Annotated in this window: 11 protein-coding genes; 6 read left to right on the plus strand and 5 right to left on the minus strand. The window is 40.7% G+C overall.

Annotation, left to right across the window (positions count from 1 at the left end; translation table 11 throughout):
* Positions 1-77: 77 nt before the first annotated feature.
* Entirely contained in the window at positions 78-1,754 is a 1,677-nt protein-coding gene (locus VB732_RS13790; RefSeq protein WP_323231413.1) for an SUMF1/EgtB/PvdO family nonheme iron enzyme, read from the minus strand.
* Between the two features lie 267 nt (positions 1,755-2,021).
* Positions 2,022-2,465 (minus strand): hypothetical protein, encoded by a 444-nt coding sequence (locus VB732_RS13795; RefSeq protein ID WP_323231414.1) that lies wholly within the window; start codon positions 2,463-2,465, stop codon positions 2,022-2,024.
* A 541-nt stretch (positions 2,466-3,006) separates the two neighbouring features.
* Between VB732_RS13795 and dnaN the strand changes: the two genes are divergently transcribed.
* Positions 3,007-4,170, plus strand: coding sequence for a DNA polymerase III subunit beta (gene dnaN / locus VB732_RS13800; RefSeq protein WP_323231415.1), 1,164 nt, complete (start codon positions 3,007-3,009; stop codon positions 4,168-4,170).
* A gap of 292 nt (positions 4,171-4,462) precedes the next feature.
* Here dnaN and VB732_RS13805 read toward each other — a convergent pair whose 3' ends face one another.
* Both VB732_RS13805 and VB732_RS13810 read right to left on the minus strand, forming a co-directional pair.
* Complete coding sequence (locus tag VB732_RS13805) at positions 4,463-7,771, minus strand: GAF domain-containing protein (RefSeq protein ID WP_323231416.1); 3,309 nt, start codon at positions 7,769-7,771, stop codon at positions 4,463-4,465.
* A gap of 254 nt (positions 7,772-8,025) precedes the next feature.
* On the minus strand, positions 8,026-9,213 hold the full coding sequence (locus tag VB732_RS13810) for a TRC40/GET3/ArsA family transport-energizing ATPase (protein WP_323231417.1): 1,188 nt from the start codon (positions 9,211-9,213) through the stop codon (positions 8,026-8,028).
* 742 nt (positions 9,214-9,955) lie between these two features.
* On the opposite strand from VB732_RS13810, the gene VB732_RS13815 reads away from it, so the two are divergent.
* The 3 genes from VB732_RS13815 (at position 9,956) to VB732_RS13825 (ending at position 13,748) form a co-directional block, all read left to right on the plus strand.
* Positions 9,956-11,464 (plus strand): UbiD family decarboxylase, encoded by a 1,509-nt coding sequence (locus VB732_RS13815; protein ID WP_323231418.1) that lies wholly within the window; start codon positions 9,956-9,958, stop codon positions 11,462-11,464.
* A 547-nt stretch (positions 11,465-12,011) separates the two neighbouring features.
* Positions 12,012-12,551 carry an SH3 domain-containing protein gene (locus VB732_RS13820; protein WP_323231419.1) on the plus strand — a complete coding sequence of 180 codons (540 nt, stop codon included), beginning with the start codon at positions 12,012-12,014 and terminating at the stop codon, positions 12,549-12,551.
* 261 nt (positions 12,552-12,812) lie between these two features.
* Positions 12,813-13,748: an alpha/beta fold hydrolase gene (locus VB732_RS13825; RefSeq protein ID WP_323231421.1), complete on the plus strand. Its 936-nt coding sequence runs from the start codon at positions 12,813-12,815 to the stop codon at positions 13,746-13,748.
* A gap of 88 nt (positions 13,749-13,836) precedes the next feature.
* Here the strand turns inward: VB732_RS13825 and VB732_RS13830 are convergent, their stop codons facing one another.
* Entirely contained in the window at positions 13,837-14,199 is a 363-nt protein-coding gene (locus VB732_RS13830) for a BON domain-containing protein (protein WP_323231422.1), read from the minus strand.
* 344 nt (positions 14,200-14,543) lie between these two features.
* Here VB732_RS13830 and ilvN point away from each other — a divergent pair, with 344 nt between their 5' ends.
* Together ilvN and VB732_RS13840 are read left to right on the plus strand one after the other, a co-directional pair.
* A complete protein-coding gene (gene ilvN / locus VB732_RS13835) occupies positions 14,544-15,062 on the plus strand; it encodes an acetolactate synthase small subunit (protein ID WP_323231423.1) in 519 nt (172 codons plus the stop codon).
* Between the two features lie 253 nt (positions 15,063-15,315).
* Positions 15,316-15,924, plus strand: a complete 609-nt coding sequence (locus VB732_RS13840) for a hypothetical protein (RefSeq protein WP_323231424.1) — start codon at positions 15,316-15,318, stop codon at positions 15,922-15,924.
* The last annotated feature ends 46 nt before the right edge of the window (positions 15,925-15,970 follow it).

The following is a 15,970-nucleotide window of genomic DNA, read 5'->3' on the forward strand; positions in this document are numbered from 1 at the left end:
TACTTTTCCACAAGTTTTCCACAAGGTAAACTTGCCTAACTATTTATTAACCACAACTCGAAAAGCCATGTTGTAACTTAAATCATGTGGGACGGCAAATTGATTTTTAGTTGAGTTGCAACCACAACCCGAAAACCCAAGCCACCGAGCCTACTGTTACGCACGATATTGCCCCGAAACGCCGAGCGGCAACCCACAGGGCTGTCGCCCCACGAACCACCACGCAGGCTGCGATTATTATTCTCATGATCCCAAAAGCTGCCGTCTGTTGGCGCTCCGTTATAATTTTCGTGCCAAGCATCCTGACACCATTCCCATATATTGCCATGCATATCAAATAAACCAAAGGGGTTTGGTGGAAATTGTCCAACATCTGTTGTCTGCTGACGAAATTCACCCTTCGTCCCAGAATTATAAATGTTGTCTCCGTTATAATTTGCTAAATCAGTTGTAATCGTCTCACCAAAATAAAATGGGGTAGTCGTTCCCGCACGACAAGCATATTCCCATTCTGCCTCACTAGGCAAGCGATAGGTTTTCCCAGTCTTGTTAGACAATCTGGCACAAAACTCAATTGCATGATCCCAAGACACTTGTTCAACAGGTCGATTAGCGCCTTTAAAGTTGGATGGTTCAGGATTTAAATCAATATTTACCTTTTTCAGCGCAGCTACAATAGCCCATTGGCTTTGTGTGACTGGAAATTTCCCCATGAAAAAAGGTTGAACGGTGACGGTGTGCTGTGGACTTTCAGAATAGGATCGTTCTGGTTCATTCTCTGGGGAACCCATCAAGAATTTTCCACCAGGAATTGCAACCATTTCCAGAACTACACCATTACCCAAATTTTCTGTAAAAAGCTTTGCTTGCTGTTGTTGCGGAAGCTTTTCTACTTGCTGTTGTTGGGGAAATTTTTCTGCTTGCCATTTTTGATACTCTATTTCTTGCTCCTTTTCTAAGCGAACTGCATCTCCATCTTTAAGCCCATAGTGCTGTTGTAATTTCTTGAATTCATTTTTAGCTTTTTCATTTAATGGATATCCTTGCTCATCTACAAAATTTCTCAAAAATAGCCTGTATTTATCTATATTTTTCTTATATATACCGTAAGGCTCTAATGCTTTTTCTCGGATTGCCCTGGCTTCTAAATCTGTTAATCCTATCTTTTCCTGTAAATCTTTCAATATTTCCAATCCCACAAGAGAAATCTCGCCATCAGACGCAAATTCTTCAGTTTTCTGTCGATACTCAACTATGGCGGCTTCCCTAATTTCCCATTTTTGTTGACGCTCCTTAATTAGTTGTTGAGCAGCAAATCTAATTCCCTCAACTACATTTGTGAAGGCATCGTCTTGATTATTCCAAGACTTAACAGGTTGGGCATTTTTGGGCAGAGCTTGTAACTTAGCAAATGGTGCCGATTGCCAAAAAACATTTCGCAGAATAATTGGAATGACGCAAGCCTCTCCAGCTTCATGGCGTTCCATTGCTTTGGTAACTTCAACATCCCAGCAGTATTTAGAAAAGATAAAGTCTGAACTGACGAGCAATAGAATGATATCGGCTGTTTTCAAATTTTCATTTATCTGCTGATCCCATTCTCTTCCAGGTGGTATTTTGCGATCGTGCCAAGTTGAAATTAGACCTTGCTGTTCCAACATGGTCAGGTGTTTAGCTAGTTCATCCTTCAGGGGTTCATCGTTGTGAGAGTATGAACAGAATACTTTGAGCGACACCAACGATACCTCTGTCATTTTGCGTCTTTAGGAGTAGGTTGAAGAAGAATTCAGAAGTCAGAATTCAGAAGTCAGAATCAATCAGTGGGGGATTCAGACCCGCCACTGATTGAAGACCACTAAATATTCTCTTTCAGAGACGCTGCGCGAACGATTTAGTGGGGGTCTTAAACCCCTTGATTCATCCGCCAATCGCACAAAATTCATTCTGAATTCTGGCTCCTGACTCCTGAATTCTGTTTCGATAATGAATGTTATAGCTTATCTAAATAGGAACCGCTATAGCTAACTCACATTCGCACCCGACACCCCATTCATAGAAGATCCATTTACAGAAGAAGGCTGAACAGAATCGGCTGCTAAAGAATTGGTGACTTTAGAATTGCCTACTACGCCTCGCTTCTTCTTAGTATTACTTCGTCTAGCACCACCCGCCATCTCGTATTCCTGGCTGATTTTACCGTAACGGCTGGCAACTCCTAGTAACATTTTTTCTGACATGGTTATTACAATCTGTTCTGCGTTATTCAAGTCATCAGCGAGCTTGTCAATGGTAGATAACGCAGTATTGTAGGCAGCAAGCTTAGACCGGAGATCGTTAATTGTCGTATTATAAGCTTGTATAGTCAGTCCTTGCCCAAAGTCAAGTTCTACGCTGATAGATTGTAAACTTTCAATCCGGCGATCGGCTCGTTCTAAAACGCTGGAATTTCTTTTGCGACGTGCCATAATGCATCTCTGCTACTAGGTTGATAGTACTGTTTTATACAAAAATATATCTAATGTCATGGGAAAATACTACAAATAAGTTGCGTAGATATAGACCATAGTAGGCATCCCATCTATCAAAGCTTAGTTAGTTTTACTTAGATCGCTTTAATATTCCAAGTAGTAAATAATTTCATAAGTTCATTACAATAAATGCTGCAATGATTTAAGGGTTTCTTATATATGGAAGAATATGTGTTGCAAGGTATTAAGTCTTTGCAGCAACTACTTATACATTTCTTGGAAATACTTAAGGCTTTCTTATACATGAAAGAATATGTGTTGCAAAGTATTAAGTCTTTGCAGCAAATGCTTATATATATCTTAAAAAGACTTAAGGCTTTCTTATACATGAAAGAATATGTGTTGCAATTGTTTAAATTGTTACAGTTTGAAGCGTAAGAGCGATCGCTTGTGGCGGACTACACGCTAATCAAACAAATAGCGATCGCATACTAACAATAAGGGTGCTAGGATATCTTTCACCAGCTGAATCTGACTTATGAAATTAGTTTGCTCCCAAAGCGATCTCAGTACAAACCTCTCACTTGTTAGTCGTGCAGTACCGTCACGACCAACTCATCCAGTACTTGCCAATGTGCTGTTACAAGCGGATGCTGAAACTAACCAAGTAAGCTTAACAGCCTTCGATCTCAGCTTGGGAATCCGCACCAGTTTTAACGCAGAGGTATGGGAAAGTGGTGCGATCGCACTTCCTGCTAAGTTACTTGTAGATATCACTTCTCGTCTTCCAGAAGGCGAAATCACTTTAGATGATGAATCAGCCCTCACAGGTGCAACATCCGGTGGAGAAGGTTTAATCGTCACACTCACACCCAAGAGTGGACATTACCAAGTCCGAGCAATGGGGCCAGAAGAATTTCCTGAACTACCTGTAATTGAAAATACAGAAGTAATCCATCTTACCACCACTGCATTAATTGAAGGATTACGGGGTTCATTGTTTGCTACGAGTGGTGATGAAACTAAGCAAGTGCTGACGGGAGTACATTTAACAGTTAAACAAGATACCCTAGAATTTGCAGCTACCGACGGACATCGCCTAGCAGTCGTAGAAACTAGTAACGAGCGTCCTCTAGGTGGAACTAGTCAACTAGAGGTGACAGTACCAGCGAGAGCATTACGCGAACTCCAACGAATGCTAGCTCATAGCGCCTCATCAGATGAACCTGTAGCTTTATATTTCGATCAAGGTCAAGTTGTCTTTGCATGGCAAAATCAACGCTTGACTAGTCGCACATTAGAAGGGCAATATCCTGCATATCGACAATTAATTCCGCGTCAATTTGAGCGACAAGTAACAATCGAACGGCGACAATTCGTCAGCACTTTAGAACGGATTGCTGTGTTAGCCGATCAAAAAAATAATATTGTCAAGGTCAGTATTAATAGCGAAGCTCAAGAAATTACCCTATCTTGTGAAGCTCAAGATGTAGGAAGTGGTAGAGAGTCAATGCCGGCACAAATTTCTGGTGAAAATATCGAGATTGCCTTTAACATTAAATATTTGATGGAAGGTTTAAAAGAGTTACCATCTTCAGAAATTCAAATGCATTTAAATCAAAGCCTAACTCCAGTAATTTTTACACCATTGGGAGGTTTGAAAATGACCTATTTAGCTATGCCGGTGCAACTTAGAAGTTAGAGGTTATTTATCAACTAAAAATCCAATTACTCTAGAATAAAATGTCTTTTAACCCTGATTTAGATCCCCAACTTCTTCAAAAAGTCGGAGATCGGATAATATGCTTCACTTAAATGTAAAACTCTTCACCAATGACCAATGACTAATGACCAATGATATGACATCCGGTTAAATAATTGTCATTGCAAACGAAGAGAAGCAATCCCAAAAGCCTTGCGATTGCTTCATTCCACTTCGTTGCACTCGCAATGACATATCACAAGTAATTTGCCGGACATGATATGACTAATGGCTAATGACTAATTTGTTTAATCGGAATTTCAATCCAAAATTCTGTACCTAAGCCTGGCTGAGAATCACATTTAAATACACCACCGTGCTTATCCACGACAATTTGATAACTAATTGATAACCCTAAGCCAGTGCCTTTTCCCACTGGTTTAGTAGTAAAAAATGGGTCACAAATTCTTGCCTTCAAAGCTTCCGGTATTCCTAAGCCATTGTCTGCAATGTGAATAACTACGCTTTTAATATTACCTTCAAGTTTTCCAAGGGTAGTACGGATGGTAATTTGACCGCTACGAGGTTTTGATTGAGATTCTCTGTAATCTTCTAAAGCATCGATCGCATTGCTTAAAACATTCATAAATACCTGATTCAGTGGCCCGGCATAGCACTCTACTAAGGGAAGATCACTATATTCTTTGATTAATTTAATAGCGGGACTTTCTGGTTTTGCTTTCAAGCGATGCTGCAAAATTAGTAGAGTGCTATCAATCCCCTCATGAATATTAACAGGCTTCATTTCAGCCTCGTCAAGGCGGGAAAAATTCCGTAAACCCAAGACTATTTGGCGGATGCGATCGATGCCAATTTTCATAGAAGATAGAGTTTTGGGCAAATCCTCGATCAAAAATTCTAAGTCTATTTCTAAGGTGCGATCGCGAATCTCAGAGCTAGGATTAGAACAGTTTTGCAAATAGAGGTCTAGTATACCGAGTAAATCTTGGGCGTAATCATTGACATGATTGATGTTGCCATAGATGAAGTTTACGGGATTATTAATTTCGTGAGCAATACCAGCTACCAGTTGACCTAGTGAGGACATTTTCTCAGTTTGGATCAGTTGGGTTTGAGTTTGCTTTAAATCATGCAAAGCTTGAGCTAGCTTTTGGGCCTGCTCTTTGGTTTGATTATGTAATTGGGCTTGTTGGAGTGCAACCCCAAGCTGATTAGCAATTTGAGTAATAAACTTAATTTCCGAGGCTTCCCAATGACGGGGTGCAGAGTTCTGATAAGCTGCTAGTAAGCCCCAAAGCTGCTGACCAATAAATATAGGTGCGATCGCATAGGCTCTTGCTTGAATTTGCTCTAGAACTGCAACGTGACATTGAGAGTGGCCAGCTTGATAGATGTCATCCACTGCAAAGGTTTCATTGCGACGATATCGCCCACCTTGGGTTTCTTGCAAATAGCTATCTAACCAAACGGTGTTAGTGCCGGGAGTTACTAGCTTTACCCAACCATCATCTACAAACTCGGCGATATATTCACCACTCCAATCAGCTTGGAATTGGAAGACTGCAACTCGATCAGCTTGTAGTGATTTACAAATTTCTTGGGTGGTTGTTTGAAAAATTGCATCAAGATTGAGAGATTCCCTAACTTTTGCTACAACTTCAAATAATACCCGTTGTTGTTCTGCTGCTTGTTGCAAAATTAACGTCTGTTGTCGTGTCTGAGCGAGTAAATCTGCTTGCTGGAGTGCTACCCCCATTTGAGCCGCAATCTGACTAATAAAGTTAACTTCTGAGGCTTTCCACTGCCGAGGCCCGGTGTGTTGATAAGTTGCCAGCAAGCCCCAAAGTTTTTGCCCAACAAAAATTGGAGCAAGCACAAAAGCGTGAATCTGAAACTGCTCTAGATTGTCAATATGACACTTAGCAAATCCCATTTTGTGGATGTCATCGACTGCAAATGTTTCATTGTTGCGATAACGTCCTCCCTGTGTATCTTGTAAATAGGTGTCATTCCAAACCGTATTAATTCCTAGTTCGGACTCATTCGACCAGTATGGGCTAGCAGCTTCAAAATCTCCGACAAATTCACCGCCCCAATTAGAATCGAAACGATAAACCGAAACGCGATCGGTTTTGATTAATTGACAAACTTCTTTAGTAGTGGTTTGAAAAATAATATCTGTGTCTAGAGATTCTCTAATCTCAGCAATAACTTTAAATACAGCTTGTTCTTGTTCAGCTGTCCGTTGTAACTCAACTGTGCGTCTTTTAACTTGTTTTTCTAAGTTTTCATTGAAGACTTGTACTTGTTGCTGTAGTTCATATTGTTGAACTGCTGAAGCAAAATGTTTACCGAGGTTTCTAGCCAGTTCAATTTCTTCAATTGTCCATTTTTGAGCTTGTGCTTTTTTAGATTCGCGCCAAACCTCAAAGGATCGCCGGGGGTACAGTTGTCTTTGATCGCTGTCATACTGTCCTGCCCAGAGAGTCTCTGTATCTACTTCGTTACGAAAAATGCTTAAGTAACCGAGCAACTGCTGACGATACAGGAGTGGAATTATTAATATGCTGCGAATTTTAGTTGGTTGAAAAGCAATTTGTAGACTTCGCAAATCAGGAGTATTGTATATATCTGAAATCGCCCAAACATCATAATTACTAGATTTATAGTGTTCTTGCCAGATACTATACTGCTCTATTAGTGGATATATAGTTTGTTCTGGCATTACAGGTTGCTGTCCACAGATATAAAGCTTAATACAAGTATTTCCTGGTATTAAGCATTCTGTTAAGCTGGTGACGTTGCCACTGTGGAAATCAAAAGCTTCATTTCTAATACAAAGCCTGCCACCAACACCATTAAAGGCAGCAACAGCCGCTTCTAAGGCTGGTTGTAATACAATTGTCGGTAGTGAATGTAGTAGGCTAGCAACGCGATTTATAATAGTTTCCCGTTCGGCTGTTTTGCGGACTTGAGTCAGTAGGGTACTTTGAGCGATCGCAACTGAGAGTTGATCTACCACCATCTGTAGTGCTTCTAGCTCATATTCTGAAATCAAACGCGCTTGGGAATTATGAGACACCAGTAGCCCCCAAAGTTCATCTTGATGGAGAATCGGCGCTATTACAGAAGACTTTACCCCCATTGCTGTCAAATATTCAATATGGCAGGAGTCTACAGAGCGGTAACGAATCTCCTCTGATACCGTTTCTCCGTTATCCAAGTCACGCAAATGAATTTGACCAATTTCTTGAGTATCAACATTTACAACAGAACGCACCCGTGATTTAATAAATAACTCACGGGCGCTGAGTGGAATATCGTCTGCGGGGAAATTTAGCCCCAATAATGACGGTAAACGATTGTCGTAAATTGACTCAGCAATGACCTGGCCACTGCCATCGGCATGAAACTTGTAAATCATCACTCGGTCAGTTTGTAGTAGCGATCGCACTTCTGCCGTTGTTACTGTGATAATTTCTTCTAACTCTAAGCTTCGTCGGATATGGTTTGTAATCCGGCGTAGCAAAGTTTCTTCATGGCGATACAAAGATAAATCTTTTTCGGGATTGGAGGTCATTGCTTATAGCAAAATTAATTAATAATTTGCAAACTGACATAATTAAATCTAAAGCTATTCTGATTTTTTTTTAATCAATTTGTCTTCAGTAAAACTACGGGTAAACCGTCAACAAAAATATTTATTTTCCTTTTATAAAACTTTATCAAGACAACACAAAAACAGACGCTAAAAAATTGCGTCTGTACTAGTAAAAATAAAAAATTCTTGCTTTTTGTTTTTGAGTTTTATCAAGCATTGCCGTAGCAACAAATTTAAACTCTGATGTTGTCAGTGAAGCGGATTTTCAGATAATCATCTTCCATCTTTGCTCCTCCGGGTTGTAGCGCTGCTAAGGCTTGCGGTAAAACCAAGTTACGACGATGGTTGCCGATTGTAATGTTTAATTCGTCTGCATTTTTACTCAGTTGAATTTGGCTTTTTGGAATACCAGGTAAATAAATTTCTAAGCTGTATTGGTTTTGCTCTTGCACGACTCTCATAGTCGTTTCTTTGTAATAAACCTGAGTTGGATCTTCATCTTTATAAAGAGTTTCCTTCAGGCGTTCTAATGCAGCCAATCCACACATTTCTTCGGAAAAAAGTGGAACTTCTTTAACAGGTAAAGGGTGGAAATTACTATGAATTTCTTGGCGATATTGCTCCTGACTTTCCTTCCAACGTTGGAAGAATGGATCTTCGACTTGGGGGGGAATAATTCGATTAGCCACAACTAAATCTGTTGCAACATTATACAAACTCAGATAAGCATGGGCACGCAGTGACTCTTTAATCACCATCTTTTCGGGATTAGTCACGAGACGGACTGAGGTTTGAGTATTGTCTGTTAATACTTTTTCCAAAGCCTCAATTTGTTCGTAAAATTCATAAGGTGCATCCATCACCTCTTTATCTGGTAACGAAAAACCAGCAATTGGTCTAAATAAAGGTTCAACCAGAGGGCGAAGTGCCACCGAGATGTTTTGAAATGGTTTGTAAAAACGGCGCATATACCAGCCACCGACTTCAGGTAGACTCAGTAAGCGCAGTGCAGTACCGGTGGGGGCTGAATCGATAATTAAAACATCAAACTCGCCTTCATCGTAATGGCGTTTCATCCTTACCAAGCCAAAAATCTCATCCATGCCTGGTAAAATCGCCAATTCTTCCGCCTGTACACCGTCTAAACCCCTTGCCTGTAAAACTTGAGTAATGTAACGTTTTACAGCACCCCAGTTTCCCTCTAGTTCTTGCAATGCATCCAATTCTGCACCCCACAGATTTGGGCGAATTTTTTGGGGTGCATGTCCCAGTTCCATATCAAAACTATCCGCCAGGGAGTGAGCCGGATCTGTACTTAAAACTAATGTTTGATAGCCTAGTTCCGCACAACGGAGTCCAGTTGCAGCAGCTACGGAAGTTTTACCCACGCCGCCTTTCCCGGTCATTAAAATTACACGCATAGATGCTTTTATCCTGCCTGAGAATTTTTTACATTTATTTACATTATCGACTGTTTAAGGAAAATAAATGTTGGGTTTAGGCATGAACAGTTTTTAATTTTAGGGTGCGATCGCAACAAGGCTAGCGCCACGTGGGATAAATTATTTTATAAAACAGAATTCAGGAGTCAGAATTCAGGAGTCAGAATTTAGAATGCATTTTGGTTAACTTAACGCGAAATAGGCGGTTATAAACTGCATCTACACTAAACTTTACCCGCCTGCGTGGGTTTCAAACTATTAATTTTTTCTGAAGCCTGTGTAGCCAAGCACTGCGCCCTTGCGGTTTCACCATTTGAAGCAAGTGGTACGCGAATTCTATACGCTTGGGCTTTAGTTGACTAAATATTCAGAAAAATCTAAAAGCAAGGCACTATCAAAGCTTGTAACAAATAAACCCAGCAGGGGCTATATAACAAAGCCGCCTGCCAGGAAGGTATAGTATATCTTGGCCATGTTTGATTAGGTTAGCGCTTATTTCATCAAAAATAATTGCGTATCCCTAGATAGAATAACTAAATACTTTGGAAAACCCAGTTAAGAAAAGCTATCAAATAGGTTAATTTCCAGTTAAAACCAATAATTTTTTAAATTGGGAATGGGGAATGGAGAATGGGAAGAGTTTTATTTAAGCCCTATGCCCTATGCCCCATAATATAAGAAAGCGCTTCACATTTCTTAAATAATCAGCTTTATTAAAACAATGGCGAGAGACTTACGGGGATTCATTAAAATTCTGGAAGAAAAGGGGCAATTACGGCGGATTTCGGCTTTAGTTGACCCAGAATTAGAAATTGCTGAGATTTCTAACCGGATGCTGCAAAAAGGTGGGCCAGGGTTGTTGTTTGAAAACGTCAAAGGCGCTTCCTTTCCTGTGGCAGTTAATTTAATGGGAACTGTGGAAAGAATTTGCTGGGCGATGAATATGCAGCATCCAGAGGAGTTGGAAACTCTGGGGAAAAAACTAAGTATGCTGCAACAGCCAAAACCGCCGAAGAAGATTTCCCAAGCGATAGATTTTGGGAAAGTGCTGTTTGATGTGGTGAAGGCAAAACCAGGACGGGACTTTTTCCCTGCTTGTCAGCAAGTTGTGCTGCAAGGTGATGATTTAGATTTAAATAAGTTGCCTTTGATACGTCCTTATGTTGGTGATGCTGGCAAGATTATTACGCTGGGATTGGTAATTACTAAAGATTGTGATACGGGTACACCAAATGTAGGTGTGTATCGCTTGCAACTCCAATCTAAAAATACGATGACAGTTCACTGGTTATCAGTGCGGGGTGGGGCGAGGCATTTGCGAAAAGCGGCGGAACGTGGGAAGAAATTAGAAGTTGCGATCGCACTTGGTGTAGATCCTCTAATTATTATGGCAGCAGCTACACCCATCCCTGTAGATTTATCTGAATGGCTGTTTGCTGGATTGTACGGCGGTTCTGGTGTGCAGTTGGCGAAGTGTAAAACTGTTGATTTGGAAGTTCCCGCCGATTCCGAATTTGTCTTAGAAGGGACGATTACACCAGGGGAAGTTTTACCAGATGGGCCTTTTGGCGACCACATGGGTTATTACGGCGGCGTGGAAGATTCGCCGTTGATCCGCTTTGATTGTATGACGCACCGGAAAAATCCGATTTACTTAACAACATTTAGCGGTCGTCCACCGAAAGAAGAAGCGATGATGGCGATCGCCCTAAATCGTATCTATACGCCTATACTGCGCCAACAAGTATCAGAAATTGTCGATTTCTTCCTCCCAATGGAAGCTTTGAGTTACAAAGCGGCGATTATTTCCATAGATAAAGCATATCCGGGACAAGCGCGACGGGCTGCTTTAGCATTTTGGAGTGCTTTACCACAATTTACGTACACCAAATTTGTAATTGTTGTGGATAAAGACATAAATATTCGCGATCCGCGTCAAGTTGTCTGGGCGATTAGTTCTAAAGTTGACCCAGTGCGAGATGTGTTTATTTTACCAAATACACCTTTTGATACCTTGGATTTTGCTAGTGAAAAAATTGGTTTAGGTGGACGGATGGGAATTGATGCGACTACAAAGATTCCACCGGAAACAGACCATGAATGGGGTTCGCCTTTGGAATCTGACCCAGATGTGGCGGCGATGGTAGAGAGACGATGGGCGGAGTATGGTTTAGCAGAGTTGCAGTTAGGGGAAGTAGACCCAAATTTGTTTGGTTATGATATGAGGTAACGTGTTAGATATAAACTGGTAAAAATCTCTGCTGACTATCAGCTTAAATGATTTTTATCGAACAGAATTCAGGAGTCAGGAGTCAGAATTCAGAATACTTTACCCATGAAGGGATAGAGTTTTAAATGAGTGGAAAAAATCATTCTAAGCTGTCGCACATTTAATTTGCACAACTAGGGCGGGCAAGATGCCCACCCCACAAGAGATTCATTTTTTTGAGGATGCAAATTAAAAGATTTTTAGCTTAGTTTCGCCCACAAAAGGCTAGGTTTTAAACCAATATTCATTACCCAATCGTACAGAATTCATACCTGTTTTCTGACTCCTGGTTTCTAAATTCTCTGATAAATTAAACTCAAATATTAGGTAATATCATGTTCGACTTAATACTTATGTCATTGCAAGCGTTGAGCGGCAATCCCAAACCTTTGTGATTGCTATCTCTACGAGACGCTACGCGAACATTCCACCTCGTTGCATTCGCAATGACATAATTATAAGTGATTTGCCGGACATGATATAAGAATGCTAAAGCATTGAGTAAATTATGATAAAAAAAGTGGAAAATCCACTCTCAAAGTTAGTGAGAGGATTAATATTCAGTTGTATTGGTGTGACGCTCAATACAGGTATAGCTGATCAAATCGTCTTAGCGAAATCAACCAATTTCCAAAAGTGCGATATTTTTGCCTACGTCACCAATACAGATCAACAAAGTTTAAATGTGCGGAGTGGTGCAAGTACTAATAACAAAATTTTAGGGCAAATACCCATAAACGAAACAGTTCAAGTTATTGGCGCTGTTAGATATTGGGTGCAGATTACTAATGCTAGTAATGGTTTTAAAGGAACTGGATGGGTATTCGTACCAAAGTTAGGACTAACAACGCGGGGCTACGGTACTAATGGCGTGGATATTTACACTAATACCAGTCAAAAAAGGCGAAAAGCGGGAAGAATTCCGGCGAATACGGCTGTGAAATTGTTAGGTTGTCGGGGAGATTGGGCGCAGGTAGAATATCAAGGTGTTAAGGGTTGGTTGACAAGGGAAGATCAGTGTGGCGCAGCCCTTACCAGTTGTTCTTAAGGTGGACATTATATTCTGGAGTTGTTAGGGAAATTAGTTTTAAACAGCCCAGACGCAGAGAACACGGAGAAAAAAGGGATTTTTGGAGTCATTTTGAAAGAGCTAGTTTTAGATATGGCGGTTCCCATTCATATCATGTCCGGCCAATTACTTGTGATATGTCATTTATCGAACCGCCAAGAATTCGTAGAGGGTGCGTAAGTCCTAATAGATTTGCAATTTTTTATAATAGTATTTCACACTGATGAAATAAAAGAGATTGTGACAACTACACTACACTGGCAAGAGCGGGTTGGTAATCAAAGGGATTGGGTTTGGCGGGGCTGGCAGACTCGCTATACTTACATTCGCGCCACCCAGAATAACCACAAGACAACACCCCTGATTTTGTTACATGGCTTTGGTGCTTCCATTGGTCATTGGCGACATAATTTAGAGGTTTTGGCTGAAAATCATACCGTTTACGCCATCGATATGCTGGGTTTTGGCGCTTCAGAAAAAGCCGCAGCTAATTACAGCATCGAACTTTGGGTTGAGCAAGTTTATGACTTTTGGAAAACATTTATTCGTGAACCAGCAATATTAATCGGCAATTCTAACGGTTCGCTGATTTCTATGGCCGCCGCCGCTACTCACCCCGATATGGTGCTGGGTATGGTGATGATGAGTTTACCCGACCCTTCACTAGAACAAGAAGCAATCCCGCCTGTACTGCAACCACTTGTCAGAGCAATTAAAAATATTGTTGCTTCGCCCTTTATTTTGAAGCCTGTGTTTAACTTCGTGCGCCGTCCAGGGGTGCTGCGTCGCTGGGCTAGTCTTGCATACGCTAACCCAGAGGCGATTACCGATGAACTCATAGAAATCTTAGCAGGCCCTCCCCAAGACAAAGGTTCGGCGAGGGCTTTTAGTGCTTTATTCAAAGCTGCGATCGGAATTAACTTTAGTCCCAGTGTCAAGACAGTATTACCAACCTTAACAATTCCGATGTTGTTAATTTGGGGACAAAAGGATCGGTTTGTTCCCCCAGCCCTGGCTAGCCAATTCGCTCAATACAACCAGAAGTTGGAAGTGCTGAATTTAGAAGACGTGGGTCATTGTCCTCATGATGAATGCCCTGAACTAGTTAATCAAGCTATTTTAGATCGGATTGAGAGATGGGTTAGCGTAGGCGAAGCCCGCCGCAGGCATCGCTAACCTTTGCTTACTCCCTAAATATTATCCAATGGGAGCGATCGCACCAGCCAATACCTTTACCACCATTGAGTTTTGCATTGCTTAATACTTAGCCAATCGTGGCTTGTGTGCTGTCAACATTTGTAGCACCATTCACAGTACGAGCTACAGAAACCATCTTATTGAGAATTTCTTGACTGGGAACTTTACCTTTCAACACCACAGTGCTACCAGTCTGAGCAACCCAAAGGGTATTAACGTCATCAAGTTGGGGATCTTGATCAAATGCCAGCGCTACCCGCTTTGCCAACCCACTTTGATCGTATTCGCCGCTTAATCCCACACGTTCTGGCGGTATGGATTGAGTCGCAACATTAGTACTAATATTATCTGCCGCTATTGACTGGGGAGCAGGATTTATTTCTGCATTTTGAGGTTTTTCCATTCCGAATAGTCTTTTTAACCAACCCATAAAAATTTTTCTCCTATTAGACGCTTGTTAAACCTGAGTATAAAAGCTTTACAAAAATGCCGCATCTACCAATGAAAAGAGATCCATTCTATGAAATTACTCCTTGCAGAATAATTTCTGCCCAATTTATCCCTAGAGAATGCAATGAGTGGAACTATTGAGTTTACAATAAAAGGTCGCACTGACAATTAGTGCAATAGTACGTTAGCCCAGAAAAAACATACATCTTACAAAATGTCAAGAGTTTAAAACTCAAGTAATTTTGAATTTTGCATGAGTGAATTCTGCAAAGCAGTACTAATGTTTGCGTTACTAAATTCCTGCTCTAGCCTCTGTTGGCGAAGATGAAACATACCCTTTCAGTTCTTGTAGAAGATGAGGCGGGTGTTCTTTCCCGCATTTCTGGTTTATTCGCCCGTCGTGGCTTTAATATTGAGAGCCTTGCTGTTGGCCCTGCCGAACAGGGAGGTGTCTCCCGAATTACAATGGTTGTACCTGGTGACGATCGCGTGATCGAGCAACTTACCAAGCAACTATACAAGTTAGTCAATGTCCTGAAGGTACAGGATATTACCGAAACCCCTTGCGTAGAGAGGGAATTGATGCTTCTGAAGGTGAATGCTAGTAGCAGCAATCGCTCAGAAGTGATTGAACTGTCTCAGATTTTCCGGGCGCGAGTCGTGGATGTGGCGGAAGATTTTCTCACATTAGAAGTTGTGGGAGATCCCGGTAAGATGGTAGCGATCGTGCAGGTGTTGCAAAAATTTGGTTTGAGAGAAATCGCCCGTACTGGCAAAATTGCCCTGACTCGTGAATCGGGTGTGAATACCGAGTTGCTCAAGTCTTTGGAAGCAAAAGTTTAGTTGGGAACTTAAATAAAGGCTTGCAGTAATCAGCTTTTGGGGGCGAACAGGTGTTCGCCCCCAATCTGTGTTGCATCCATATACAGTCAAGAATAATTTTGATACCTTTGCCCTACTATAGCGATCGCAACCGCTCATCACATACTCAAGTAAACGTAATTTATTCATGTATAAATATACTTTATACTTGTTGGTATCTATATTGTAGAGATAGTGGCAAAACCAACTTTTAGTTTTAAAAGGAATTAAAAATATGAACCAACCTGAAGAATACATCAATAATAATTCATCAAATCTGGAAAGACATCGGTCAAATACAGACATAAATGAGTTGCAATTTAGTAGTAATAATATGAACGAAGGTAGAAACTTAGATAAAGTTAGAGAAATTCTTTTTGGCAATCAAATACGAGATACAGAAAGAAGGTTTACCCGTCTAGAAGAACATCTAATCAAGGAATTAGGTAACGTGCGAGATGAGACAAGAAAACGTTTAGATGCTTTAGAAATTTATATTAAACAAGAAGTTGATTCTTTAACACAGCGCTTAAAAAATGAGCAATTAGAAAGAGACTCCCAGTTGAAAGCAGTTGTTGAAGAAAGTAAAACTACAAGTATATTTTTGGAAAAAAAGATTACTCAATTTGAAGAACAAAATACTAATAATCAGCGAGAGTTGCGCGAACAAATTCTCAACCAATCTAAAAACTTACAAGATGATATCCAGCAAAAATCTCAGGAAATCCTAACTTTATTAGAACGGGAAGCTCAAGAACTTCGCAGAGACAAAACAGATCGCTCTCATCTTGCCGCTATTTTTGCAGAATTAGCCATGCGGTTAAATGCAGAAAATAAGTCTTGAGTTAATACTTAAAAAGTACAAATTTGATTTTTATCTATCAGCGTAC

The sequence above is a fragment of the Nostoc sp. UHCC 0252 genome (genome assembly GCF_034931145.1).
Lineage (GTDB): Bacteria > Cyanobacteriota > Cyanobacteriia > Cyanobacteriales > Nostocaceae > Nostoc.

Bases quoted from the DNA above. Each gene is read 5' to 3' on its own strand.
- VB732_RS13790 (WP_323231413.1), bottom strand. From the start codon at position 1,754: ATGACAGAGGTATCGTTGGTGTCGCTCAAAGTATTCTGTTCATACTCT.
- VB732_RS13795 (WP_323231414.1), bottom strand. From the start codon at position 2,465: ATGGCACGTCGCAAAAGAAATTCCAGCGTTTTAGAACGAGCCGATCGC.
- dnaN (WP_323231415.1), top strand. From the start codon at position 3,007: ATGAAATTAGTTTGCTCCCAAAGCGATCTCAGTACAAACCTCTCACTT.
- VB732_RS13805 (WP_323231416.1), bottom strand. From the start codon at position 7,771: ATGACCTCCAATCCCGAAAAAGATTTATCTTTGTATCGCCATGAAGAA.
- VB732_RS13810 (WP_323231417.1), bottom strand. From the start codon at position 9,213: ATGCGTGTAATTTTAATGACCGGGAAAGGCGGCGTGGGTAAAACTTCC.
- VB732_RS13815 (WP_323231418.1), top strand. From the start codon at position 9,956: ATGGCGAGAGACTTACGGGGATTCATTAAAATTCTGGAAGAAAAGGGG.
- VB732_RS13820 (WP_323231419.1), top strand. From the start codon at position 12,012: ATGATAAAAAAAGTGGAAAATCCACTCTCAAAGTTAGTGAGAGGATTA.
- VB732_RS13830 (WP_323231422.1), bottom strand. From the start codon at position 14,199: ATGGGTTGGTTAAAAAGACTATTCGGAATGGAAAAACCTCAAAATGCA.
- ilvN (WP_323231423.1), top strand. From the start codon at position 14,544: ATGAAACATACCCTTTCAGTTCTTGTAGAAGATGAGGCGGGTGTTCTT.
- VB732_RS13840 (WP_323231424.1), top strand. From the start codon at position 15,316: ATGAACCAACCTGAAGAATACATCAATAATAATTCATCAAATCTGGAA.